Here is a 23500-nt window from a genome sequence, read left to right as displayed (position 1 = left end):
CACCCGCCGAATACGAGACCAACCACTACCGCGAAACCACGAAACCCCAGGTCACAGTCACAACCTAGAGTCTCGATCAAACCCGGAACGGTTCACACTGACCCGCCGCCTGGTGGACGACTGGCTCCACGAGCGGCAGCAGCAGTGGCCCGCCTCTCCCAATCCACACCTGCTGGTCACGACGCACTCAGCGCACCACCCCGCCCTCCCACCCGTCAGCTACTGCGCCCTGCGCCACGCATTCGACCGCACCGGAATCACCCCTCGCCAGCTGTGGAGCGACCGAGTACTGGACGAGGCCCGACAAACCGCCGATCCCGTACACCTGGTGCAGTTGTTCGGTATCCATCCAGGCACCGCTGTCCGCTACGTCCACACCGCGCATCCCGACAAGGCGCTGCCCCGGATCCGCTGACCGGGCAGCGCTGTCCAGCCCCTCTACAGCCGCATGCCTTGACCGGGAGTGTCATGAATCAGGTGTGAGCCTCCACGAAGGAGTCACCTGATGAGTACGACGATGGATCACCGGATCGAGACCTCCAGCAGCGTGTCGCTTGCCGTGGCCGCCAGCAGTGTTGAGGGTGCCGACGTGAAGTCGATGCCGGTATCGCCGAACGGTCTGTCCAGCGAACTGCTGGAGGAGCTCGCCGCGCTCGCGGCTGAGAAGGTCCGCGGGGAAGGGCTGCGGCTGATGGGCGACGGTGGACTGCTGCCCGAGCTGGCCCAGCACCTGATGCAGGCCGCCCTGGAAGCCGAGATGGACGAACACCTGGCCGCCGAGGCCGGCCGGACCAGCGGGCGCGGGTCCCGCTCGGGCGGCAACATGCGCAACGGCTACCAGGCCAAGGAGGTCATGACGGAGGTCGGCGCGGTGACGGTGCAGGTCCCCAGAGACCGGCTGGGCACCTTCCGGCCCCGGATGCTGCCCGCGCACCCGCACCGGCGCGCTGGACGACCTGGTGATCTCGCTGACCGCAAAGGGCCTGACCTCCGGCGAGATCGTCTCCCACCTCGCCCAGACCTACGGGATGACGACCACGAAGGAGCCCATCTCCACGATCACCGACAAGGCCCGACCGCCGAGCGCCGCTGGGGTGCCGGAGCAGGTCTCTCCCCCGGAACTCCCGATCTGCCCTCGCACTCCCCCTGTTGGTCAAACGCTGGCAGGACACCGATGCAGCGTTGGACGACCGCTGGGGGATGTGTGGGCAAAGGTGTTGGAAATTAACCCGAAGTGGGGCGATCTCCGCCCCTTGGGACCCGCACATCCACAGCGGCGCCTCACCGAAGCGGGGGACCGCCCACAGTCCAGCGGGTGCCGACAAGGTGCCGGGGCGTCATGCGCTGCCTAGCGGCTGGTGGCAGAACTTCCTCCAGCGCGGTTCGGGGCCGTGCGCCAACCGTGCGGGCGGGGTCATCCCGCGACGACTGCCATCCGGTCGCTGATCTCGTCGGCTGTGGTGAGGACTTTCTGGGCGATCTCCGTCTCGGCTTCCGGGTAGATCCGGGAGGCGAGGGCGGCGACGCTGACTGCGGCGACGACTTGTTTGTTCTCGTCGCGGATCGGGGCAGCGATGCCAACCACGTCGGGGTCGAGTTCGCCGCGGGTGACGGAGTAGCCGAGGCGGCGGATCCGGCCGAGGCGTTCCATCAGGGCGTCGACGTCGGTGAGGGTGGCCGGGGTGAAGCGGCGCAGTACGGCGTTCTCCAGCAGTCTGCGGGCTTCTTCTTCGGGGCTCCAGGCGAGCAGGACGAGGGCGGAGGCGCCGGCGTTGATGGGCAGGGCGCTGCCGCGTTCGTAGGAGATGCGCACCGCGCGGGTGCTTTCCGCGCGGTCGACGCAGACCACCAGGTCCCCGGTGCGCCGGGTCAGCAGCACGGTCTCGTGCACGTCCTCGGCAAGCGTCTCCATCGACGGCTGCGCGACCTCGGAGAGGCCGTAGCTGCGGCGGGCCAACCGGGCGATCTCCAGCACCCGCAGGCCGAGCCGGAAGCCGCCGCCGGGGGCTTCTTCGAGGAAGCGCCCGTTCACCAGGCTCTGGAGGTAGCGATAGGCGGTGGAGCGTGCCACGCCGAGGTGATCGGCAACGGCGGTTCCGGAGATGACGAGGTGGACGTCGTCGAACATGGCCAGAATGTCGAGTGCCCGGTCGGCCGTGGAGTTGCGGTCGCGGTAACTGGGGGACGCGTTTCCTGACATGCGAGACACTGTAGCGGATGGTCGCGGGCCGTTGCGGGCCGCGCCCATCCGCCCGCCTGTCCGGTCTACAGCCGGTCCTTGACGACGGTGTTGCGCAGCTCTCCGATGCCTTCGACCGCGGTGACGAGTTCCTGTCCGGGGCGCAGGAAGACCTTCGGGTCGCGGCCGGCGCCGACGCCGCCCGGGGTGCCGGTGAGGATCAGGTCGCCAGGCAGCAGCGTGATGATGGTGCTGACGTAAGCGATGGTGTCGGCGACGTCGAAGAGCAGGTCGGCGGTGTTGGACTTCTGCATGGTGTGGCCGTCGACGCTGCAGGAGATGTCCAAACCGGAGGCGCCGAGCGGGAGTTCGTCCGTGGTGACGAGGACGGGGCCGACCGGGGTGGTGGCCTCGAAGGTCTTGCCGGAGAGGAACTCCCTGGTGCGGTGCTGCCAGTCGCGGACGGTGACGTCGTTGGCGACCGTGTATCCGGCGACGTGCTCCAGGGCCTTCTCGCGCGGCACGTGACGGCCGGGGCGTCCGATCACCACCCCCAACTCGGCCTCCCAGTCGAGGTCGTCGCTGACGGGCGGCATGTGGATGTCGTCGTGTGCGCCGATGAGAGCACCGTCGTACTTCGCGAAGAGGGTGGGGTGGGCGGGGGTGGGGCGGCCCATCTCCTTGATGTGGGTGGCGTAGTTCAGGCCGAGGCAGATGATCTTGTTGGGGTGAGGGACGAGCGGGGCGAGCGACACTTCGGCCAGGGGCAGGCGCTCGCTGTCCGCGGTGGCCGCCCGCTGCGGCCAGTCGTCTCCTGCGGCGAGCAGCGCGCCGACGTCGGAGAAGGGAAGCAGGACGAGTTCGTCTCCGTCCTGCCGGGCGGCGGCGGTCCCGTGGTCGTGGGCGACACGGACGGTGCTGAGCCTCATCGGCGTACTCCTGGGGAATCAGGCTGGATCTCGGGGTCGGGAATGGTGAGGGCCGGGAAGGGGGAGGTGAAGTGCCGAAGCTTCGCGTCGACGTACTCGGCCTTATCCGGGGTGAACACGGCGGCCACCAGACGGTCGGGGCGTACGAGGACGAAGTGCCCGGCCAGCCCGGTGAAGAGGGCGTCCAGCTGACCGTCGGCGTCGGCGATCTCTGCCCGGCCGGCACGGTCGCGCGGTGCGCGGTCGTCCAGGAGGACATCCACGGAGACGGCGTCCGGGAGACCGGTCCGTGCTACGGCGGTCCAGTCGGCGTCGGTCACGCCGACCCCCAGCAGGCTCCAGCCCTGTCCCAAGACGTCATCGAGCCGTATGACGTGGTGGTCCTGTCCCCGCAGCACCCGCGGCTGCGGCAGCATCGTGCCGACGAGCCCGCGGCCCGGTCCGTCGATGCCGACGACGGCGCCCGATGTCGCGCGGGTGTCGGGGCGGTAGCGCATCTCTGTGAGGTAGCGGCGTCCGGGTGGTGTGTACATGGCAGTGCGTATCAGCAGGTCGCGCAGGAGGGCGCGGGGGCGGCTGGTGGTCATGACGATCCGGCCGAGGCGTACGGAGAGGTCGATCACGGCCCGGGCATGGGGACGCCGCTCGGTGTCGTAGGTGTCGAGCAGCCTGTCGTTCGCCCGGCCCGCCAGGACCTCGCTGATCTTCCAGCAGAGGTTGGCCGCGTCCCGGACACCGGAGTTGAGGCCCTGCCCCGCGAACGGCGGCATCATGTGCGCGGCGTCGCCGAGCAGGAAGCAGCGGCCGTCGCGCAGGCGGTCCGCCAGCAGCGCGTGGAAGCTGTACGCGACCGCGCGCTCGACCTGCTCGGATGTGATCTCCCGGTAGGGCGCGAGGAGTTCGCGCACCAACGAGAACGGCGGCGGGGTGCCGGCGTCGCACTCGCCCGGCTTCAGGCGGAACTCGTAGCGGCAACGTCCGTCCCGTCCTGCGACGATGACGACGGGGCGGTCGGGGTCGCCGTGGTGCATGCCGAAACGCTGGTCGTGCGTGTCCTGAAGAGTGTCGACCACCAGCCACACGTCCGGGAAACTGCGACCCTGCATCGGGATGGACAGCAGGTCGCGTAGGGTGCTGCGGCCGCCGTCGCAGCCGAGGACGTAGGACACGTCCAGTTTCTCGACCGGCCCGTCCTCCCCGCCCGTACGCAGCATGACGCGCACCAGGTCGGAATGCTGGGTGACGACATCTGTCAGGCGGGTGTCGAAGCGGACGTCGACGGTGGGGAGGCGGCGCAGTTCCTCGCGCAGCACTCGTTCCAGGTCGGGCTGGGCGAAGGGGTTCTTGAAGGGATGTCCGTAGCGCTGGTCGCTGGTGCCGCGGGCGTGGAAGAGCATTCGCCCACCGATGCCGAAGTACCTCGTCCCGGTGCCCGGCACCAGGATCGGGTAGACGGCCTCGTCGAGACCATCGGCCGACTGAAGGGTGCGCAGCGACTCGTCGTCGAGGCTGATCGCCTTGGCGTCGTTGCTGGTGGTGGTGTTGCGTTCCACCAGCAGCACCCGTACGCCCCGGGAGCCCAGCAGGTGGGCGGCCGTCAGTCCGGTCGGGCCTGCGCCCACGACGAGCACGTCCGGTGGTGGCGGTGTCATGAGGGACCTTCCGTCGTTCCGCCGGCTACTGGACCGGCTGGTAGGCCGGGCCGCCCTCGCTCAGCAGCCGCTCGACCTCGGCGAAGATCTCCTCGGGGGACAGGTCGAGATCGAGGGTCTTGCGGAACGGCTGGCGTACATCACGCTCCAGCCGGAGGTAGACCTCGTTGCGGTTGCCCTCGGGGTCGAAGAAGTAGATGCCGATCGCGTTGCCGTGGGTGACCTCCTGCTGGACCTCGATGCCCTCGGCGCGGAACCGGTGGTGGAAGTCGATGATCGACTCCAGGGAGTCCACGCGCCACGACACCTGGTGGGTCAGCTTGGCACCGGCGGGTGCGGTTCGGCCCCGCTGCAGGACGAACTCGTGGTGCTCCTCCTCGGGGCACGAGGAGAAGAACACGATGCCCTTCTCCTCGTCCTCGTCGGTGACGGTCAGACCCAGCACCCGCTCGTAGAAGTCGCGCATCTTCTCCAGGTCGTCGACCCAGAAGCCGGTGTGCCCCAGTCCGGTTATGGCCATGATGCGTCTCCTTTTGCAGGACTAAGGTTTCGTTTTACAGGACGTTAGACCTCCAGGCGGCCGAGGTCAACCGTGAGGAAACAGCGTCCTGCCTCTTGACGTCACACGCCCTTTCAGTGCAGCGTCCTGCATCGAGACATACATGTCCGAATATGCGGGACGTCGGCACTGCTTTTGGGAGCCTGCCGGGACCGCTGAAGTCACTACGGGAGGCGCCTCATGGCCCATTCCGATGCCGGGCGAGCCAGCTCGGCCACCGTCGTCCGGGCTGCTCGCCGGGATCGACGTCCCGTGGAGGCACTGCGAAGTCACTGACCGATCAGGCCCGGCCGTGACCCGCGCGGGCGCCCGCAGCACGGCCGTCCACCGACCCGCGGGCCCGACTCACCCCAAGGAGATCCCCGTGTTCCGCTTCTATCGCAGCACCACGTCCCGGACGGCCGGGCTGCACGGCGCCGCGCTCCTGATTCCGCGGGCCGTGACCGGGTGGCTGTTCGTCCTGCACGGCCTCTACAAGTTCGGCCTGCACACCGGTGTCCTCGGCCCCAACGGGGTGGGGGAGCCGAGATCGATTTCACGTACCTCGTGGTCGGCTTGCTGGTCTTCGCCGCCGGACCGGGTGCGCTGGCTCTGTCTGGAGCCTTCCGCAAGGTGAGACCACGGCTGTGACCTGAGACACCGCGCAACACAATTTTCGCGATACGACACATAACCTTCGCGCCACGACGCGCTACTGGAACGGGACACCATGACGTTTTTGGACAGCAGCACCTGGGACGGCCGCATCTTCTCCGGCTCGGGCGAGTGGATCAGCGGCTCCGGCGAGGTGTACGACGCCGTCGAGCCCGCAACGGGCAAGAGACTGGCGCGTGTCGGGTCTGCCACGCGGGCCGACGTTGACAAGGCGGTGGAGCAGGCGGTGCGGGCCCAGCGGGAGTGGGCCGCCCGGCCGTACTCGGACCGCGCGGCCGTGCTGCGCCGAGCAGCGCGTCTCTTCGAGGAGAACCAGCAGGAGATCGAGACCTGGCTGATGCGGGAGTCCGGAGCGATCCGGCCGTTCGCCGCCCTGCAGGTCACCAGCGGTGGTGCGGAGGAGTGTCACGAGGCCGCCGCCCTCGCCGGGGCGCCCTACGGTGAGCTGCTGCGTTCCGGGCAGCAGCGGCTGTCCTTCTCCCGCCGTGTCCCTGTCGGCGTGGTCGGGGTGATCGCCCCGTTCAACGTGCCGGTCATCCTGGCCATGCGGGCGGTCGCTCCGGCGCTGGCCCTGGGCAACGCGGTCGTTCTCAAGCCGGACCCACGGACCGCGATCAGCGGCGGTGTCGTCTTCGCCCGGGTCTTCGAGGAGGCGGGTCTGCCGCCCGGTCTGCTGCACGTCCTGCCCGGCGGCGCGGACGTCGGCGCGGCCGTCGTCGAACACCCGCAGATCCCCGTCATCGCCTTCACCGGCTCCACCCGGGCCGGACGCGCCATCGGCATCGCCGCGGCCGAGCACCTCAAGCGGGTCCACCTGGAGCTGGGCGGGAACTCCGCGCTCGTCATCATGGACGACGTCGACCTGGAGAAGGCCGCCTCGGTGGGCGCCTGGGGATCCTTCGTGCATGCCGGCCAGATCTGCATGGCCAGCAGCCGCCACCTCGTGCACGCCTCGGTCGCCGACGACTACACCGCCCTGCTCGCCCAGCACGCCGACGCGCTCCCGGTCGGCGATCCGCTCGGTGAGAACGTCGCCCTCGGACCGGTCATCGACGCCGGCCAGCGCGACAACATCCACCGCATCGTCACCGAGACGGTCGAGGCGGGCGCCCGGCTGGCCGCGGGCGGCACCTACGAGGACCTGTTCTACCGGCCGACCGTGCTCACCGAGGTGCCGCTCACCGCGCCCGCCTACGCACAGGAAATCTTCGGCCCCGTCGCACCTGTCGTCCCCTTCCAGGACCTCGACGAGGCGGCCCGCCTGGCCGCCGGCACCGAATACGGGCTGTCCCTCGGCATCCTCACCCGGGACGTCATGAAGGGCCTCGCCCTGGCGGAGCGCGTGCCCAGCGGGCTGGTCCACATCAACGACCAGACCGTCAACGACGAGGCGCTCATCCCGTTCGGCGGGGTCGGCGACTCCGGCACCGGATCCCGCCACGGCGGCGCCGCCGCCAACCTCGAAGCCTTCACCGAACAGCAGTGGGTCACTGTACGGGGCGAACTTCCGCAGTACCCCTTCTGACCACCCCAACCCCCAGAGCTGCAGGAGAGTTCCATGCCCATGGACCCCATCACCGTCGTCCCCCGGCAGATGCGGAAAGCCGACGCGGGGGCCGACTGGCCCACCGACAACAAGTTCCTCAACGGACCCTTCGCGCCCTGGACGGAGGAGAGCGAGGGGTATGACCTGGAGGTGGACGGCGAGATACCGGCCGACCTTGCGGGCGCGCTGTTCCGCGTCTCCTCCAACCCCCGCTTTCGGCCCCGCAACACCGACCGCTACCACTGGTGGGAGGGCGACGGCATGGTGTGCGGCATCTACCTGCGCGAGGGCCGGGCCGCCTACCGCACACGTTGGGTGGAGACCGACTCGATGAAGGTCGAGGTGGAGGCCAGAGAAGCGATCTACAGCGGCTTCGTCAACGGCGGCACTCCCGCTCGACTGCCCGAGGGAGCCCCGCCCGCCAAAAACGTCGCCAACATCAACGCAGGCCTCTTCGACGACCACCTGATCGTCTACTTCGAGGGCGGACTGCCGCACGCGCTGGACCCCGAGACCCTGCGCACCATTGGCACGTACGACTTCCACGGCGGCATCGACGTGCTGTGCACCGGCCACTACAAGACCGACCCGGACAGCGGCGACATGCTGTTCTTCGCCGCCGTCGGACCGACGATCACCTGGTACCGCGCCGACGTGAAGACCGCCGAGATCATCGACTCGCACTCCTTCGACATCGGTGTGCCGGTCCTCATGCACGACTTCGCCGTCAGCGACACCTACGCCGTCTTCTTCGTCACCCCGGCCCAGTTCCGCCTCGACCTGGTCGCGCAGAGCAGGCCCGGCGTGGTCTGGGACGAGGACTCCCTCGAACACGGCGTGCAGATCGTCCTGATGAACCGCCACACCCACGAGGTCACCTGGCACGAGCTCGGCGGCCACTGGGCCAACACCCACTTCTTCAACGCCTACGAGCAGGAAGGCCGGCTGGTCATCGACGGCCACCGCATCAGCCGGCTCGGCACCCCGATCGACCGCATCGGTACGCCGGTGACCTCCCACGAGTGGTTCCCCCCGGCCCAGCCCTACCGGTGGCGCGTCGACCTGGCGACCGGAAGGGCCACCGAGGAGATGATCAGCGGCGTCCTCGGGGAGTTCCCGAAGATCAACGACGCGTACACGGGCCGCCCCAACCGCTACGGCTACTTCGTCACCACTCGCGGCCTGGCCGACGACATCATGTCCGACGGACTGGCCCGCCACGACTACCTCCTGGACCGCACCACCGTCGTCGAAGGCCCGGACGGCCTCACCAGCCCCGGCGAACCGGTCTTCGTCGCCCGCGAGAACGCCCGCGCCGAGGACGACGGCTACCTGCTCTCCCTGTGGTGGAATCGCAGCACCAACCTCAGCGAACTGCTGATCCACGACGCCGCCGACCTGCGCCGCACCCCGCTGGCCCGGGTCAAGCTCCCCAGCCGAGTGCCCTTCGGCTTCCACGGCAGCTGGGCCGACCACGCCACCCTGGACCGCGCCATCGCCGTCCACCGCGGCAACGACTGACGGCCATGCGAGACCTCGCGGGCAAGACCGCCTTCATCACCGGCGGAGACAGCGGGATCGGTCTCGGCGTGGCACAGTCGCTGTGCCACGCCGGAATGAACGTCATCATCTGCGGAGTCGTCCCGGAGACGCTTCAGAGCGCGCAACGCGAGCTCGCGCGCATCGGCAAGGCCGAGGCCATCGAGCTCGACGTACGCGACCGGGAGGCGTTCGCCGCCCTCGCCGACCGACTCGACCGTGGCTACGGCGGCGTGGACGTGCTGGTCAACAACGCGGGCGTCGGATTCCTCGCACCGGTGGCCGAGGCGACGTTCGAACAGTGGGACTGGGTGCTCGACATCAACCTCACGGGCGTCTTCAACGGCATACGGACCTTCCTGCCGCGCATGCTGGCCTCCGGCCGCCCCGGGCACATCGTCTCGACCGCGTCGATCGGCGGTCTGCTGGGCACACCCGGAGCGCTCTACGTGGCCGCGAAATTCGGTGTGGTGGGGCTGATGGAGGCGCTGGCAGCCGAACTTTGGGACACCCCGGTGAACGTCTCCGTCCTGACGCCGGGAATCGTCCGAACCAACATCCACAAGGGACCGCCACCCCCCGGCGAGCCGCGGCCGCACGCGCCGGGCGCCACCGCGGAGGCCGATCTGCACGAGACGGCGATTCAGCCGCGGGAAGTCGGCGAGCGGGTCCTGCAAGCGATCCGAGAGGAAAGGCTCTACGTGCTGACGCATGCCGAGCATCGGGAACTGCTCGCCCGCCGGTTCGACGCGATCCTCGCATCGGTCCCCACCGACCAGGGGGACCCGCGCCGTGCCGCGGTGGAGAGGACGGTCCTCGCCAACCCCATCTACGACGAGATCCTGACCGCGGCGGAGGCCCGACAGTGACGACGCACGACATGGAGGGCTCGGTCGTGCTCGTGACCGGTGCCGGCTCGGGCATCGGGCGGGCGGCGGCGGAGCTGTTCGCCGAGCGCGGTGCCTCCGTCGTCGCGGCAGACCGCTCCGAATCCGGCGCGGACACCGTCGCCACCATCACCGCGGCCGGCGGCAAGGCCGTCTTCGTCCAGGTGGACGTCTCGGTCGAGAAAGAGGTCGAGAACATGGTGGCCACGGCGGTCGACACCTACGGTGCCCTGAACGCCGCGTTCAACAACGCGGGCATCGCGCCGCCGGTCGGCCCGATCGAGCAGCTCAGCAGCGACAGCTGGGAGCTGTCCGAGGCGGTGAACCTGCGTGGCGTCTGGCTGTGCATGAAGCACGAGCTGGCCGTCATGGTGCGGCAGGGACACGGCGCGATCGTGAACACCTCGTCGGTCGCCGGCCTGGTGGGCAACCCCGGTGGCGGGGCCGCGTACTCCGCCTTCAAGCACGGCATCGTCGGGCTGACCAGGTCCGCGGCCGCCGAGCACGGCCGGCACGGGATCCGCGTCAACGCGATAGCCCCGGGCATCACCCGCACCGGAATGCTGCGGCACCTGGAGGAACACGAGAACCTCGACGCCGCCGCCGTCGCCGCCGGGACCCCGCTCGGCCGCGTGGCCGAGCCGCGGGAGGTCGCCGAAGCCGCGTACTGGCTCGCTTCACCGAAGTCGAGTTTCGTCACCGGCCATGTCCTGGCCGTCGACGGCGGCGAAACCTGCGTCTGACGCCCGGCGTCCGGAAAGGAAGCAGCATCCATGACTCGTGTGACCGGCGGCGACCTCGTCGTCCGTATCCTCCAACAGGCCGGTGTCGACCGGATGTTCGGCATCAACGGCGCGCACATCGACTCCGTGTACCAAGCCGCGCTCGACCATCGGCTGCCCATCGTGGACGTGCGGCACGAGATGAACGCGGGCCATGCGGCGGAGGGCTACGCCCGGGTGCGCAATGCCCTCGGGGTCGCGTTGCTCACTGCCGGCGGCGGGTTCACCAACGCGGTGACGTCGATGGCCAACGCACACCTGGACCGCACTCCCGTGCTCTACCTCGCCGCGTCCGGACCGCTCGCCGACGACCAGACCAACACCCTGCAGGCGGGCCTTGACCAGGTGGCCATCGCGACGCCCGTCACCAAGTGGGCGCACCGGGTGACACGTGCGTCGCTGATCCCCCGCATCCTGGCCCGCGCGATCCGCACCGCGCTGTCCGCGCCCCGCGGGCCGGTGCTCGTGGACATCCCCTGGGACGTGCTGACCGAGCAGATCGACCTGCCCGACCTGGCGACGGAACTCCTGAACGGGGCCGATCATGGGCCCGGGCTCTCACAGGCCGGGGCGCAGCAGATCCTCGGGATGCTGTCGGAGGCCCGGCGGCCCGTGATCATCGCCGGATCCGAGGTGCCGAGATCCGGCGCCGACGCCGAGCTACGGGCCTTCGCCGAGCGACTCGGCGTACCCCTGATGTCGGACTACGAGGGCCTTGGCGCGATCACGCTCAGCCCCGTGAACTTCGGTCTGCTGCAGGGGCTGAACGGGCTGCCGTCCGGAGCAGAGCCCGACCTGGTGATCATGGCGGGGCTCCGGTTCGGCCTCACGACTGCGCACGGCTCGGGTGCGCTGATCCCGCGCGGCGCGCGGGTGGTGCAGATCGATCCCTCCGGTGGCGAGCTGGGACTCCTGCAGCCGGTCGCGCTGTCGGTCGCCGCAGATCCGCTGCCCGTGTTCCAGGATCTCAACCGGGAACTCGCGGCCGGGCAGGCCACCGGTCCGGATCTGGCGGGCTGGCGGAACACCCTGCGGGCGCATCTTCAGCGGCGGCGCGAGGCCGTGGCCGCGCAGGTCGTCCACGACGAGCGCATCCACCCGTACGACACGGTACGCGCCATCGCCGCGGCGGTGCCCGAGTCGTCGGTGGTCGTCGCCGACGGCGCGCTCACCTACCTCTGGCTGTCGGAGACGATCTCCGAGACGCCGGTGTCCGCGTTCCTCTGCCACGGCTATCTCGGCTCCATGGGAGTCGGGATGGGAGTAGCGCTGGGAGCGCAGGCGGCCGCTCGTGACACGAACGTCGTGCTCGTGACCGGTGACGGGTCCGTCGGCTACAGCCTCGGCGAGTTCGACTCGATGGTGCGCGCCGGGCTCGGAGCGGTCGTCGTCGTGCTCAACAACCGGGCGTGGGGCGCCACTCTGCATGCGCAGGAGATCATTCACGGCAAGGACAGGGTGGTCAACAACCGGCTGGAGAACGGCTCCTACGCCGCCGCCGCGATCGCGCTGGGTGCGGACGGCCACCAGGTCCGCACACTCGACGAACTCGCGCCCACCCTCGCCAAGGCTCTGCAGAGCGGGCGGCCGTCCTGCGTGGAGGTGCACGTGAGTCTCGACCCGATCCCGCCGGAGGAACGGGTGATCATGGGCGGCAGCCCGTTCTGAGCGTGCCCCTGCCACCACGCCCGCAGCGCGGGAAGTGGTGCGACAGCGGCCGGGAGCGGACCACGCTTCCGATACGTCATGGAGCCGGTCGACTGTGCCGGCTCACGATTCATCAGGGACTTGCCATGTTGTTCGACTTCGGCCAACCGACCGACGGCCTCATCCAGATGGCGTTCGTCGTCGAGGACCTCGACGCGGCGATGGCTCGGTTCAGCGAGAGCTTCCGGGTCGGGCCGTGGACGGTCCTGCGCGACTTCGCGGGCGAGAATCCCCGCTACCGGGGTGAACCCGCCCAGGCACGCGCGCACGTGGCGCTCGGTTTCGGCGGGCACATGCAGTACGAACTCATCCAGCCCGTCGACGACCTGCCGTCCGTGCATCGTGACGTGATCACCCAACGGGGATACGGCTTCCACCATTTCGGCTACGCCACGACCGCCTTCGACGAGGCGGTGGAGGCGATGCACCGGAGAGGGTACGAAACCGTGTTCACGGCCTCCGTCGGGTCGGACTCCCGTGTCGCCTATTTCGACACCCGCGACATCCTTCCCGGCATGACCGAGCTCATCGAAGCGAGCCCGGGCCTCAACGAAGCCTTCACCGACATGTACAGGGAATCCCTCGGCCAGGTCAGTCGGCCCCGGTGAGCCTCCCGTTCATCCGGCTCGCCGAAGTGAACGTGAGCTCTGCGGCGAAGTGACCGAAGACGGTGTCGTCACCGTAGTCGGCCGGCCAGGTCTGACCGACGCCGTCCCCCGGAGCTGTCCTGGGCGGCCGGCTGCGAGGTGCCGCCGGAACCGTCGGCGGCGGCGAAGGAAGCGGCCGCACCCGCGGCCAGGACGAGGGGCAGCCGGACGGCGGCAAGCGATGTGCGGGACGGCTGCATCGGAATTCGTCCACCCGTAAAGGTGAGTTCGAAGAGGTGGGCCGGCGGCATGAAGGCGCTGCGCGACCACGAGGGCTGAGGCGCGCCCCTGAGGCGAGGGCCGCAGGTTGGCGAGGCGCTCCAGGCGCGAGTTCCGCGGGCGCGCTCGCAAGTAATCCTGAAAGACCGGACCTTGCTCCTGATAACCCGGACCTCTCTAGCATCAATGAGAGGCTCTGGCGGCCACCGGGGAGTCGCCTCCTCTGGCGATGCGCGGGATCGCGGTGTCCCCCACAGGGGGTGGTGCCGGATAACCGCCTGTGCCGTGCGATGACGTGCCGGCCGCAGATCGAGGCGTCTATCGTCCGGTATCCCTTGGCCTGGAAGCCAGCACCCCGGACCGTCTGTCGGATCCGTCGGCCAGTCGGCGGCCCGTTACGGCGCCGATGCGCTGCCTGCCGACCCTACATCGCGACCCTCGGTGGTGGTGACGCACCTCTTCTGAATGTCCCGTGAATTAGGACTAGCGTTTCGACATGAGGGACCGTACGCTTCGCGGAAGTTACGGTCAACCACTCGCCGCGTGACATCGGGGGCATTCCCGGCGCGGCGGTGAGGAGTCACGGCATGAACAGACTGGATGCTGAGACGACCCCCCACGCCGGGGGTGGCGATGCCGATGTGTCGTCCCCGCCAGGGGCCGAACCTCGTACCGCAGCCTCGTCCGCAACCCTGCGAGGCACCTCGCCCGGAGCCCCTCTTCAGGTGCGAGGACTCGCCAAGCGTTTCGGCGGTGTCACGGCTCTCGACGGCGTCGACCTCTCGGTGGCGTCCGGAGAGGCAGTCGCTGTCATCGGTCCCAACGGCGCGGGCAAGAGCACACTGCTCAAACTGATCTCCGGAGTTCACCGCCCGACCGAGGGCGAGGTCTGGCTGGGAAAGCAGCGACTGGACCGGATGCCGGTGCACCGCATCACCCGCACCGGTGTCGCGCTGGCCCACCAGGTCCCGCGGCCCTTCCACGGACTGACCGTCCGGGACAACGTACGCATCGGAGCCATGGCGGGCCGACCGCACCTGCACTCCGACGAGATCGACGAGATCCTCGCTCAGTGCCGACTGGACACCAAGGCGTCCCGTCCCGCTGACTCCCTGCGGGTCCTGGACCTGAAGCGACTGGAGGTGGCGCGGGCCCTGGCCACCCGTCCCCGGTTGCTCATGTTCGACGAGGTCGCGGCGGGGCTCGTCGGCCGCGAGCTGGACGAGGCGATCGACCTGATCCGCCAGGTCCACGCCCAGGGCATCACCGTGCTTCTGGTCGAGCACATCGAGCGGGTGGTACGAGAACTCGTCGACCGTGTCTTGGTCCTCAACTGGGGCCGCCCCATGGCCGAGGGCGCACCCGCCGAGATCGCCGCCAACGAGGAAGTGCGTGCCGTTTACCTCGGCGACGGCGACGAGACGCGGACGCCTGCCGCCCGACGTGCGGCCACCCCCACGGCATCGGATGCCGCTGTTGTACTCGCTCTCGAATCGGTCAGCGCCGGTTACGGCGACATGCTCGCACTGCGGGACTTCTCGGTGCGCGTCCAGGCCGGGCAGATTGTGACCGTGCTGGGTGCCAACGGGGCCGGCAAGTCGACTCTGTGCGCCACGATCATGGGCGCCGTCGAGGCGAGGTCGGGATCCGTGCACGCCCTCGGCCAGGACATCACCGGCATGGCCACCCACCACCGGGCGCGCCTGGGCATCGCCCACTGCCAGGAAGGCCGCCGTATCTTCACCGGCCTCACCGTCGCCGAGAACCTGATGCTCGGTGCCCCGCTGGCACTGGCCAGGGATGAGGTACGCGGTCGTATGGAGCGTGTCCACGCGATCTTCCCGGTGCTGGCCGAACGCGCCGACCAGCCGGCCGGGACCATGTCCGGCGGCCAGCAGCAGATGCTGGCCGTGGGACGGGCCCTCATGGCCGACCCTCAGGTGCTGATCTGCGACGAGATCTCGCTCGGGCTCGCACCGGTGGCCATCGACGCCCTGTACAGGGCGCTGGCCGAGATCAACTCCCAGGGCGTCGCGATCGTGCTGGTGGAGCAGAACGTCAAGCGGGCGCTGGGCATCGCCGACCACGCCGTCGTGCTCTCCCGCGGACGTGTCTCCTACAGCGGCAGCCCCGAGGCCCTGCTCAGCGACCAGGCCCTGGACGCCGCCTACTTCGGCACCGCCGACGACGCATCCGCCGCCGGCTCCTCCCCACCCCCCGTCCCCTCCGCTCCCCATCCGCTCAGCGCATCCGAAGGAGACCTCTCGTGATCAGATCCACCAGCCGCCGCATCCACGCACTCGGCGCGGCCGCACTGCTAGCCGCGACCGCGGGCTGTGCGGGCAACGCCTCGAGCAGCAGCGGCGGCAAGAACGACGACGGCGGCCCCATCGTCATCGGGACCAGCATCTCGCTGTCCGGCACCACCGTCCTCAACCAGATCCGCGACGGCTACCTCCTGGCCGTGCAGAAGGTGAACGCCGAGGGCGGCCTGGAAGTGGGCGGCAAGAAGCGGAAGGTCGAGCTGAAGGTGCTCGACAACCGCACTGACACCAACACCATGGTCCAGCAGGTGCGTTCCCTGGCGCTCACGGACCACGTCGTGGGGCTGCTGGGCTCGTGCTGCCAACAGAACATCGACATGCAGGGCCAGGCCGACGCGCTGAAGGTGCCGCTGGTGATGGGCGCCCTCCCCGTCGAGCTGTTGCCCAAGGGCAAGGGCTACACCTGGGACTCCTTCCAGTCACTCGCCGACGGGGCCAAAGACTTCTACACCGTCGCCACCGGGGCCAAGACCGACAAGAAGACGCTGATCGTCACCAACAATGACGCACAGGGCATATCCACCGGCAAGCTGTGGGGTGCCACCGGCACGAAGGCCGGTTTCACCATCGCCGCCACCAAGGCCGTCCCCACCGGCACCACCGACTTCTCCGACGTCATCAAGGCCGGGAAGTCCTCGCACGCGCAGGTGCTGATCGCAGCCATGGCCCCTCCGGACTGCTTCGCGATGTGGAAGCAGATGAAAGCCCTGGCCTACAAGCCCAAGGTCGCCGTCGGCGTGCAGTGCGCGCAGACGCCCGGCTGGGGCTCCCTCGGCAAGCTCGGCGACGGCACCCTCGTCCAGCTGAACTGGTCCGACACGGCCGGCCTGCCGGAGACGAACCTCATCGTCAGCAAGTACGGCAAGAAGTACACCAACCTCACCGACCTCGGCTCGGTCGCCCTCGGACTGCACGAGGCGACCATCCTCCTGGACGCCATCAAGTCCGCCGGAAGCACCGACGCCGACGCCATCAACAAGGCACTGGCCAAGAGCACCACCGTCTCCGCGCAGGGCCCCGTGAAGTTCGTGGACAACAAGAGCGTGACCCCCACCTTCATCGGTCAATGGGAAGGCGGCGCCATCAAGCAGGTCTGGCCGGCCAAGGGCGGTTCCCCGCTCGCCTCGCTGACCGGGCTCGGCTGAGGCCCGGCATGAGCGCGCCACGACCCGCCACGAGCGTGAACGAACGGAGCACATCGTGACCCTCGACGTCCTGGCCGCCGGTATCCTCTCCGGCGGCCTCTACGCCCTGATCGGACTGGGCATCTCCCTGGTGTTCGGCGTACTGGGCCTGATGAACCTGGCCCACGGCGAACTCGTCATCGCTGGCGCCTACTTGGCATCCCTGCTGGTGGTGGACTCCGGCTGGGACCCGTTGCTGGCCCTGCCCCTCGCCATGGCGGGCGTCGCCCTGATCGCCTATCCCCTCCAGCGGTATCTGCTCACCCCTCTCCTGAGAGGGGACAAGAGCGCGCTGCTGGTGGGCACCTTCGGGCTGTCCCTGCTCGCCCAGGCACTGTTCCAGGGCGTGTTCGGCACCCACCCCAAGAGTCTGCCCGCCTCCTACGCCGACTCGGGCATCTCCGTCCTCGGCCTGCGGATCCAGACGATCTATCTCATTGCCTTCGCGCTGACCACCGTCCTGTGCGCCGCCACCCACCTCGTCCTGACCCGTACGCGTGCCGGAAGCGCGGTCCGGGCGGCCTCGGCAGACCCGGCCACCGCCGCCGTGCTCGGCATCAACGTGTCGACGGTGTACGCCATGACCTTCGCCGGAGCCGCGGCCCTGGCCGCAGCCGGAGGAGTCCTGACCGGCGTCGCCCAGAGCTTCACTCCCACCAGCGGGCTGCCACTGCTGCTGACCGGCATGGCCGTGATGGCCCTGGCCGGCATCGGCAGCGTCGGCGGGGTCCTCCTCGCCGGCATCGCTCTCGGCGTCCTGCAGTCGGCCAGTGTCCAGCTGTTCGGCGGCGGCATGCGCGACGTCGTCGTCTACCTCGCCTTCTTCCTCGTCCTCGCCGTACGCCCCCAGGGCCTGTTCCGAAAGGCGGCCACCGGATGAAAACCCCGTCCGTCCCAACAGGGGCATCGAAGGCCCTGTGGCCCGCGGCCTCCCTCGCGGCCCTCACCGTCGCCGCTTTTGCGCTCGCCCCGGCGCTCTCCCTGGGACAGCTGGACCTGAGCGTCACCCTGCTGACGTATCTGACCATCGCCCAGGCCTGGAACGTCCTCGCCGGCTTCAGCGGCCAGATCTCCCTCGGCGCCGCCGCGTTCATGGCGACCGGCGGCTACACCACCGCCCTGACCCTGGTCCACACCGGCCTGCCCTGGCCCGTCGCTTTCCTCGGCGCGGGCGTCGGCGCGGCACTGCTCGCCCTGCTGCTCGCCGTACCGCTGCTGCGGCTGCGCGGCGACTACTTCGCCGTGGGCACCCTGGCCGTCTCCATCGCCATCCAGGCCCTGCTCAGCAACTGGAACTGGGCCGGCGGTGCCAGCGGCCTCACTCTCCCCACGGAGCGGATCCCCAGCGGCGGCAACCTGTACCAGATCGCGGTCCTCGTCGCCGCCCTGGCCATGGCGCTCACGCTCTACGTCCGGCACAGCGCCTTCGGACTGCGGCTCACCGCCGTACGCGACAACGAGCCGGCCGCTGCGGGCCTCGGTGTGTCCGTCTACTGGCACCGGCTCGCCGCACTGGTCCCCACCAGCGCGCTTACGGGGCTGGCCGGAGCAGTGATCGCCTTCCAGTTTGTCGTCATCTCCCCAGACGGCGTGGCCAGCGTCAACTGGAGCCTGAACGCCGTCCTGATGTCCGTGGTCGGCGGCGCGGGCACCGTGCTCGGACCTGTCGTCGGCGTGGGTGTCGTCTACTACGGGCTGACCCGTCTGCTCCAGGACCAGCAGACGCTGTCCCTGGTCATCGAAGGTCTCCTGCTGGTCCTGATCGTGCGGTTCGCCCCGCAAGGAGTCTGGCCCCTCGTCTGCCGCGCGGTACGGTTCCCGGCCGCCCGTCGGCGGGTCTCGCCGGCCACTGCGGAGACCGGCTCTGACAGCAGCCCCCAGAGGGTGTGTCAACCTTAACGGCTCTGGCCCGTAGTCGATGGTAACGCGGAGTAGCCGTCAGGGCAGGAGGATGCGGTGGCGGAGGAGGTGGAATCCGGCGCGTCCGTGCATCTGTCGCATGATCCTCTTGGTGCGGGTGTTGACGCCTTCTGTGCGGCCGTTGTGGTAGGGCAGGGTGAGGCCGGCGTTCACGGCGGCCCGGTCGATTCGAGACCATTGGTGAAGCTGCGCACGTGAGGCAGGCCGATGGCCCGGGCGGTCGTGATCCATCCGATGAGTTTCACGTCGTTGCCCTCGGCTGGTTTCAGCAGGGTGGCGAAGCCGCGTACGAGATCGGCGAGTGCGGTCATCTCCGGGCAGGCCGCAGAGATCTTCTCCAGCAGGGCCGTTTCCTTCGGGCGCAGGTTTTCGGGATCGGTGAGCAGGAGGCGGCTGGCGTGACGTGGGGTGGTGACGGGCGGTCGCCTTCGGCGCGGCCCTGGTTGACGTAGCGGACCAGCAGATTGGCGCTGCCGGTGTAGCCCAACTCCCGGATTTCTTCAAGGAGGTGGGTGACCGGGACGGCGGGATCTTTGGCACGGCGCCGGCGCAGGTGCTCGCGGTAGGGGTCGACGAGGGTGGGCCGGTAGGCGGGGCGATGCGCAGGGCCTGGGGTTCGGGCATGCGGGCGTAGCGTTTGACGGTTTTCAGGGCCAGGTTGAGGCGGCGGGAGCAGTCGAGCAGGCCGACGCCCTGGCCGAGGAGATCGGCGCAGACTGGCTTCCTCGGGGAGCCAGCTACAGATCCGCAATCCAGGGGTGCCCCGGGTGTACGCGGTCGAGTAGCTCGGCCAGGGTCTCGCGCTGAGCCGGGGACATGTGTGGGACGGTCGCGTTGAAGTCTGATTGATCTTTGCGACGGGCGTGCTTTGCCTTGAACAGCAGGACCAGTTCGGGCGCCAGATACGGGATGCCGTCTCGGGTGCGGTGGATGACGTCGCTGTAGGGAAGCCGGATCCTCTCATCTCGTCGGCAGATCCAGGTGTCGCCGTCGTGCGGTTCGCGGAACACGTCGAGCAGGTAGTTGCCGGTGGCCGGATCGCGGAGCCAAGTCTGATGTACGGCGCCAGCACCTCCGGTATGGCGTCCTCCCAGATCCGGCCACTGCCTACCGCGTCGAAGACGTATCCGGGGAAGCGGTAGCGGACCTCAGGAAAGCGCGCGGCCGGAATCGCGATCTCGATGTCCCCATGAGCGCGCGTTTGCCTGCCACGGAAGAGGTCCAGCGCCCAGCCCGCGGCCACGTACCAGGGCGTGCCGATCCCGGCCAACTGCTGCGCAACCTCACTCGGGGTCCAGCAAGACGACCACTTGACGTGGAGGGCGTCGATCTCGCCGGGTGACAGTTCAATCCCGCCGCTGGGCAGTTGCTCGCTCACCGCAGGAATCTATCAGCGGTCTCCAAGGGAGCCCCAGGCCAAGATCGATAAAACAGGCCAGCGGCACCCGGAGCCGGACATGGTGCATGCTCTAACCCGTCCGCGATATCGCCGAGATCACCGGCCAACACGCGAGTTCCCCTCCACGCAGGGCCGAGATTCTGCGAACCGGTGCGCTTCCGCATTCGATCTGCTGCGGCTGTCCGGAACCGACACAACCGGATGGCCGTATCAGCGACGCAGGGCCACTCTCGAGTCCGTGTTCGCCGCCCGCCGGTTGTCGGCCCCGTGGGCGCTGTGGCCATCGCCTTCGCGGCTGAGGACGACACTGCCGGGCAGTTGGGCCGCCATGGCGAAGCCCGCGCTGTGCGGGGCGAGCGCCTGGTGGGTGGACTGCAGGACGAGCGCGGGCGGTGCGCCGTGGATGGAAGACCCGGCCGCGACGGCGTGGGCGGGCACCGGCCAGCCAAGGCAGCCGGTGAGTGCGGTCCACGAGCGCACGGCGCCGCCCAGGTGCGGGGATATCCGGGCCAGGTCGTCGCGCAACCGGGCGAGCTGGTCGAACGTGGTTACCGGGCGCGGTGTCCAGGCAGGGGGGACCTGTACCTGCACGGGGTCGAGGGTGTCGGCGGGCTCGCAGGTGAAGTCGCTCGCGTCACCGGCCTGGGCCTTGACCACGGCCTGGGCGAGGGCGGGCAACGTGACGCCGGAGAGGGTCAGGTAGTCCTGAGTGGCGGCGCGGATGTCTTCTCCGGTCAGTGCCCGGATGCAGCCGGCGGTGGGGATCGGGGTGCGGTCGGCGCGGGCGACGAGGGCGTCGCATTCGGTCGCTGAGTCCTTGCCGTGCAGGGGGCAGTCCGTGGACGCGGCGCACCAGGCGGTGAAGGGGTGGAACGCCTCTTCCGCTGTGGCTGCTTCCCGGAGGATCCGCTCGGTGGGTGTGGTGGTGTCGTCCAGCGCCGTGTCCAGGACCATGGTGCGCAGTGGGCCGGGGAACAGGTGCGCCCGAGCAGCGTGCTGTAGTGGATGCCGTACCAGTTCAGCTGCTTCTCGCCGAGCCCGATTCGCACGGCCTCGAAGTCCCGGGCGGTGCTCGTCAGGTCGGTGTGAGCGACCAGAGGGCCGTTCTCCCGCAGACGGCCGGCGGCGAAGGCACGGTTGTGAGCCACAAGCGTGTCGAACTCCGCCCTATTTTGCGGGAGGTGGGTGACGCCGGCCGGCTTGAGGGGCGTAGTGCAGCGGATCGGCGTGCTGTGGCCCACTCCGCGCGGGTCGAGGGCGAACAGGTCGAAGGTGCGGCATGCCGCCGGCGAACGACGGGAGGCCGATGCGCATCGCCAGTCGCAGCTGCTCGATCGACGATCCGCCCGCTCCGTCGTTGAGCAGCAGCGTGCCCTGGCGGTGGGCCTGGTCGTCGGCGAGGCGACGGACCAGGGCGAGGGTGAGGCTGCCGGCGCGCGGGTGGGCGCTCGGGCCTGTCCGGCGGATCATGTGACTTCTCGCGCTTCGGTCCGTTGGCATGGCCATGGGGCGGGGAGATCTCACGAACGAGGAGTGGGCCCGGCTGAAGCCGCATCTGCCCAAGGCTGGTCAGCGCGGCGGTCGTTGGGCCAGTCACCGCAGGATCATCAACGGGATCCTGTACCGGAACCGGACCGGGATGCCATGGCGGGATCTGCCTGCGCGGTTCGGGAAGTGGAAGACCGTGTATGAGCGGCACAGACGTTGGTCAGCGGACGGCACGTGGGACAGGCTCTTCGCGGCCGCCCTGGCCGACGCGGATGCCCAGGGCAGCATCGACTGGTCGATGGTGTCGGTGGACTCCACCACCTGCCGAGCCCACCAGCACGCGGCCGGAGCGCGCAAGAGGCCCCCGCAGATCGGGAAAAGGCGCGCGCCCCGGCAACACCGTCCCGACGAGGGGCTCGGACGCTCCCGGGGCGGCCTCACCTCCAAGATCCATCTGGCTGGGGAAGGCGGGCTCCGTCCCCTGGCCCTGCTGATCACTCCAGGCCAGTGGGGCGATGCCCCGCAGTTCATCCCCGTCATGGAACGCATCCGTGTCGGCCGCCTCGGCGGCGGACGCCCCCGCACCCGCCCGGACCACCTCGGCGGTGACAAAGCGTATTCCTCCCGCCGCAACCGCCGTTACCTGCGCAGACGGCAGATCAAGCACACCATCCCCGAGCCGAAGAACCAGCGAGCCAACCGCAAACGCCGCGGCAGCGAGGGCGGACGGCCCGCCGGCTTCGAGAAGACGATCTACAAGCGCAGGAACGAAGTCGAACGGACCATCTTGGCACTCAAGAACTCCCGCGCCGTTGCCACCAGGTTCGACAAACGCGCCTATCTGTTCCACGGCACCGTCACCCTCGCCTCGATCCAGCTCTGGCTCCGCTCATGACTCGCACGAGATCTCAGGCGCCGGTACGCCCGTCGACGAGCTCACGCACGACGTCGAGGTGGCCGTTGTGGCGGGACGTCTCCTCAATGAGGTGGAGGATCACCCAGCGGAGATCGACGTGGCGGCCCTCGCTGATGGGACGCTTTGCCGTTGAGTTCAGCTCGTGGTCGGACACCAGGCGACGGTAGCGGGCACTCTGCTCCTCGTACTCGGCGAGAAGCTGGGGCAACGGGATGTCGACTGCTGTCCGCATCTCAGGATCGGGATCATCGTCGGTCGCCTCGGTGAACGGCCCCGCAAGCTCCTCGCCCAGGAACATCACTTGGAACCAGTAGTACTCGACCCACCGCAGATGACTGATCAGCCCGCACAACGTCATCAGCGGTGAACTCGGGAGTGGGGCCTTGCGAGCATCTTCGGCGGACACGCCCTCACACTTGGCTCGCGCGGTATCACGGGCGTAGTCCAGGAAGGTGGCCAGCTGCGTACGCTCGTCCCACGTGGGAGGCGTGTCGGTTCGTTGAGTCATCGCGGGGAGTTTCCCGCAGCTCGGAACGGGTGTCGACTCAATTGATCGGAAGCACCGTCAAGTGCCACAGCACCGGCTGTGCTCAGGGAGAGCCCGGCAAGATCCGCCGGACAGACCCTAGTAGTGCTTCGTTAGGTCTTGGCGTTCTCGCTGATCAAGAGCATGTTGGGTGTGTGGATACGCATGAAGTGAACCGATTACGCGCGGCGTTGGGGCTGTTCGTTGAGGATGTGTTCGCCTCGGTGCCGCGCAAGGATCAGCGGGCCAAGGGTGAGTGCTATCTGCGGGGGCTGATGCTGGACGGCCGGCGCAAGTCGATCCAGCCGATGGCCCAGCGGCTGCCGGACGGGAACATGCAGGCCCTGCTGAACCGTTCCGGGTTTGATCGAGACTCTAGGTTGTGACTGTGACCTGGGGTTTCGTGGTTTCGCGGTAGTGGTTGGTCTCGTATTCGGCGGGTG

Annotated in this window: 21 protein-coding genes and 4 pseudogenes; 15 read left to right on the top strand and 10 right to left on the bottom strand. The window is 69.1% G+C overall.

The features are described 5' to 3' along the window. Positions 1-112: 112 nt before the first annotated feature. Together ABT254_RS46150 and ABT254_RS46145 are read left to right on the top strand one after the other, a co-directional pair. On the top strand, positions 113-415 hold the full coding sequence (locus ABT254_RS46150) for a hypothetical protein (RefSeq protein ID WP_351483711.1): 303 nt from the start codon (positions 113-115) through the stop codon (positions 413-415). A gap of 183 nt (positions 416-598) precedes the next feature. Continuing rightward, positions 599-1073: pseudogene (locus ABT254_RS46145) on the top strand (transposase); the annotation flags it as partial. A 341-nt stretch (positions 1074-1414) separates the two neighbouring features. On the opposite strand, the gene ABT254_RS46140 reads toward ABT254_RS46145, so the two are convergent. The 4 genes from ABT254_RS46140 to ABT254_RS46125 all read right to left on the bottom strand — a co-directional run bounded on the left by ABT254_RS46140 (position 1415) and on the right by ABT254_RS46125 (position 5280). Beyond that, positions 1415-2200, bottom strand: a complete 786-nt coding sequence (locus ABT254_RS46140) for an IclR family transcriptional regulator (RefSeq protein ID WP_067246250.1) — start codon at positions 2198-2200, stop codon at positions 1415-1417. 65 nt (positions 2201-2265) lie between these two features. Continuing rightward, positions 2266-3108, bottom strand: a complete 843-nt coding sequence (locus ABT254_RS46135) for a fumarylacetoacetate hydrolase family protein (protein ID WP_067246252.1) — start codon at positions 3106-3108, stop codon at positions 2266-2268. After that, on the bottom strand, positions 3105-4760 hold the full coding sequence (locus tag ABT254_RS46130) for a bifunctional 3-(3-hydroxy-phenyl)propionate/3-hydroxycinnamic acid hydroxylase (protein ID WP_351483709.1): 1656 nt from the start codon (positions 4758-4760) through the stop codon (positions 3105-3107). Before ABT254_RS46130 ends, ABT254_RS46135 begins: the two co-directional genes overlap by 4 nt. A 25-nt stretch (positions 4761-4785) precedes the next feature. Then, positions 4786-5280, bottom strand: coding sequence for a VOC family protein (locus ABT254_RS46125; RefSeq protein ID WP_351483708.1), 495 nt, complete (start codon positions 5278-5280; stop codon positions 4786-4788). A gap of 403 nt (positions 5281-5683) precedes the next feature. On the opposite strand from ABT254_RS46125, the gene ABT254_RS46120 reads away from it, so the two are divergent. The 7 genes from ABT254_RS46120 to ABT254_RS46090 all read left to right on the top strand — a co-directional run bounded on the left by ABT254_RS46120 (position 5684) and on the right by ABT254_RS46090 (position 13042). Beyond that, positions 5684-5935 (top strand): hypothetical protein, encoded by a 252-nt coding sequence (locus tag ABT254_RS46120; RefSeq protein WP_055542997.1) that lies wholly within the window; start codon positions 5684-5686, stop codon positions 5933-5935. 93 nt (positions 5936-6028) lie between these two features. Continuing rightward, on the top strand, positions 6029-7498 hold the full coding sequence (locus ABT254_RS46115) for an aldehyde dehydrogenase family protein (RefSeq protein ID WP_055542998.1): 1470 nt from the start codon (positions 6029-6031) through the stop codon (positions 7496-7498). A 33-nt stretch (positions 7499-7531) separates the two neighbouring features. Next, positions 7532-9040, top strand: a complete 1509-nt coding sequence (locus ABT254_RS46110) for a carotenoid oxygenase family protein (protein ID WP_351483707.1) — start codon at positions 7532-7534, stop codon at positions 9038-9040. Positions 9041-9045: 5 nt separating this feature from the next. Next, the gene (locus ABT254_RS46105) at positions 9046-9927 is read left to right on the top strand and encodes an SDR family oxidoreductase (RefSeq protein ID WP_055543000.1); all 882 of its coding nucleotides are present in this window, start codon (positions 9046-9048) and stop codon (positions 9925-9927) included. Beyond that, positions 9924-10688 (top strand): SDR family NAD(P)-dependent oxidoreductase, encoded by a 765-nt coding sequence (locus ABT254_RS46100; RefSeq protein WP_199844542.1) that lies wholly within the window; start codon positions 9924-9926, stop codon positions 10686-10688. Before ABT254_RS46105 ends, ABT254_RS46100 begins: the two co-directional genes overlap by 4 nt. Before the next feature lie 30 nt (positions 10689-10718). After that, entirely contained in the window at positions 10719-12395 is a 1677-nt protein-coding gene (locus ABT254_RS46095; RefSeq protein WP_055543001.1) for a thiamine pyrophosphate-binding protein, read from the top strand. Positions 12396-12520: 125 nt separating this feature from the next. Continuing rightward, positions 12521-13042: a VOC family protein gene (locus tag ABT254_RS46090; RefSeq protein WP_055543002.1), complete on the top strand. Its 522-nt coding sequence runs from the start codon at positions 12521-12523 to the stop codon at positions 13040-13042. Positions 13043-13110: 68 nt separating this feature from the next. Here ABT254_RS46090 and ABT254_RS46085 read toward each other — a convergent pair whose 3' ends face one another. Beyond that, positions 13111-13281 (bottom strand): hypothetical protein, encoded by a 171-nt coding sequence (locus tag ABT254_RS46085; protein ID WP_351483706.1) that lies wholly within the window; start codon positions 13279-13281, stop codon positions 13111-13113. Positions 13282-14025: 744 nt separating this feature from the next. On the opposite strand from ABT254_RS46085, the gene ABT254_RS46080 reads away from it, so the two are divergent. The 4 genes from ABT254_RS46080 to ABT254_RS46065 are packed head-to-tail and all read left to right on the top strand — an operon-like array spanning position 14026 to position 18707. Then, positions 14026-15570 (top strand): ATP-binding cassette domain-containing protein, encoded by a 1545-nt coding sequence (locus ABT254_RS46080; protein ID WP_067246261.1) that lies wholly within the window; start codon positions 14026-14028, stop codon positions 15568-15570. Next, positions 15567-16769: an ABC transporter substrate-binding protein gene (locus tag ABT254_RS46075; RefSeq protein ID WP_067246264.1), complete on the top strand. Its 1203-nt coding sequence runs from the start codon at positions 15567-15569 to the stop codon at positions 16767-16769. Before ABT254_RS46080 ends, ABT254_RS46075 begins: the two co-directional genes overlap by 4 nt. A gap of 55 nt (positions 16770-16824) precedes the next feature. Further along, positions 16825-17688, top strand: a complete 864-nt coding sequence (locus ABT254_RS46070) for a branched-chain amino acid ABC transporter permease (protein WP_351483705.1) — start codon at positions 16825-16827, stop codon at positions 17686-17688. Next, the gene (locus ABT254_RS46065) at positions 17685-18707 is read left to right on the top strand and encodes a branched-chain amino acid ABC transporter permease (RefSeq protein WP_055542292.1); all 1023 of its coding nucleotides are present in this window, start codon (positions 17685-17687) and stop codon (positions 18705-18707) included. Before ABT254_RS46070 ends, ABT254_RS46065 begins: the two co-directional genes overlap by 4 nt. Positions 18708-18746: 39 nt before the next feature. Here ABT254_RS46065 and ABT254_RS46060 read toward each other — a convergent pair. The 4 genes and pseudogenes from ABT254_RS46060 to ABT254_RS46045 all read right to left on the bottom strand — a co-directional run. Continuing rightward, positions 18747-19436: pseudogene (locus ABT254_RS46060) on the bottom strand (ISL3 family transposase); the annotation flags it as partial. A 29-nt stretch (positions 19437-19465) separates the two neighbouring features. Continuing rightward, positions 19466-20106, bottom strand: a pseudogene (locus ABT254_RS46055) (nucleotidyltransferase domain-containing protein). A gap of 231 nt (positions 20107-20337) precedes the next feature. Continuing rightward, on the bottom strand, positions 20338-21081 hold the full coding sequence (locus tag ABT254_RS46050) for an alpha/beta hydrolase (RefSeq protein ID WP_351483704.1): 744 nt from the start codon (positions 21079-21081) through the stop codon (positions 20338-20340). 213 nt (positions 21082-21294) lie between these two features. Then, positions 21295-21597, bottom strand: a complete 303-nt coding sequence (locus ABT254_RS46045) for a hypothetical protein (protein ID WP_351483703.1) — start codon at positions 21595-21597, stop codon at positions 21295-21297. A 34-nt stretch (positions 21598-21631) separates the two neighbouring features. Between ABT254_RS46045 and ABT254_RS46040 the strand changes: the two genes are divergently transcribed. After that, positions 21632-22510, top strand: a complete 879-nt coding sequence (locus ABT254_RS46040; RefSeq protein WP_351483712.1) for an IS5 family transposase — start codon at positions 21632-21634, stop codon at positions 22508-22510. Between the two features lie 13 nt (positions 22511-22523). Here ABT254_RS46040 and ABT254_RS46035 read toward each other — a convergent pair whose 3' ends face one another. Continuing rightward, positions 22524-23039, bottom strand: a complete 516-nt coding sequence (locus ABT254_RS46035; protein ID WP_351483702.1) for a DinB family protein — start codon at positions 23037-23039, stop codon at positions 22524-22526. 173 nt (positions 23040-23212) lie between these two features. Here ABT254_RS46035 and ABT254_RS46030 point away from each other — a divergent pair. After that, positions 23213-23425, top strand: a pseudogene (locus tag ABT254_RS46030) (transposase); the annotation flags it as partial. Positions 23426-23500 lie beyond the last annotated feature (75 nt).

Origin of the sequence: Streptomyces sp. NPDC001137, from assembly GCF_040298885.1 — a bacterium.
Lineage (GTDB): Bacteria > Actinomycetota > Actinomycetes > Streptomycetales > Streptomycetaceae > Streptomyces.
This window is presented reverse-complemented; position numbering and strand designations above follow the sequence as displayed.

Bases quoted from the DNA above. Each gene is read 5' to 3' on its own strand.
- ABT254_RS46140 (WP_067246250.1), bottom strand. From the start codon at position 2,200: ATGTCAGGAAACGCGTCCCCCAGTTACCGCGACCGCAACTCCACGGCC.
- ABT254_RS46135 (WP_067246252.1), bottom strand. From the start codon at position 3,108: ATGAGGCTCAGCACCGTCCGTGTCGCCCACGACCACGGGACCGCCGCC.
- ABT254_RS46130 (WP_351483709.1), bottom strand. From the start codon at position 4,760: ATGACACCGCCACCACCGGACGTGCTCGTCGTGGGCGCAGGCCCGACC.
- ABT254_RS46125 (WP_351483708.1), bottom strand. From the start codon at position 5,280: ATGGCCATAACCGGACTGGGGCACACCGGCTTCTGGGTCGACGACCTG.
- ABT254_RS46115 (WP_055542998.1), top strand. From the start codon at position 6,029: ATGACGTTTTTGGACAGCAGCACCTGGGACGGCCGCATCTTCTCCGGC.
- ABT254_RS46110 (WP_351483707.1), top strand. From the start codon at position 7,532: ATGCCCATGGACCCCATCACCGTCGTCCCCCGGCAGATGCGGAAAGCC.
- ABT254_RS46105 (WP_055543000.1), top strand. From the start codon at position 9,046: ATGCGAGACCTCGCGGGCAAGACCGCCTTCATCACCGGCGGAGACAGC.
- ABT254_RS46095 (WP_055543001.1), top strand. From the start codon at position 10,719: ATGACTCGTGTGACCGGCGGCGACCTCGTCGTCCGTATCCTCCAACAG.
- ABT254_RS46090 (WP_055543002.1), top strand. From the start codon at position 12,521: ATGTTGTTCGACTTCGGCCAACCGACCGACGGCCTCATCCAGATGGCG.
- ABT254_RS46085 (WP_351483706.1), bottom strand. From the start codon at position 13,281: ATGCAGCCGTCCCGCACATCGCTTGCCGCCGTCCGGCTGCCCCTCGTC.
- ABT254_RS46065 (WP_055542292.1), top strand. From the start codon at position 17,685: ATGAAAACCCCGTCCGTCCCAACAGGGGCATCGAAGGCCCTGTGGCCC.
- ABT254_RS46050 (WP_351483704.1), bottom strand. From the start codon at position 21,081: ATGGTCCTGGACACGGCGCTGGACGACACCACCACACCCACCGAGCGG.
- ABT254_RS46045 (WP_351483703.1), bottom strand. From the start codon at position 21,597: ATGATCCGCCGGACAGGCCCGAGCGCCCACCCGCGCGCCGGCAGCCTC.
- ABT254_RS46040 (WP_351483712.1), top strand. From the start codon at position 21,632: ATGGGGCGGGGAGATCTCACGAACGAGGAGTGGGCCCGGCTGAAGCCG.
- ABT254_RS46035 (WP_351483702.1), bottom strand. From the start codon at position 23,039: ATGACTCAACGAACCGACACGCCTCCCACGTGGGACGAGCGTACGCAG.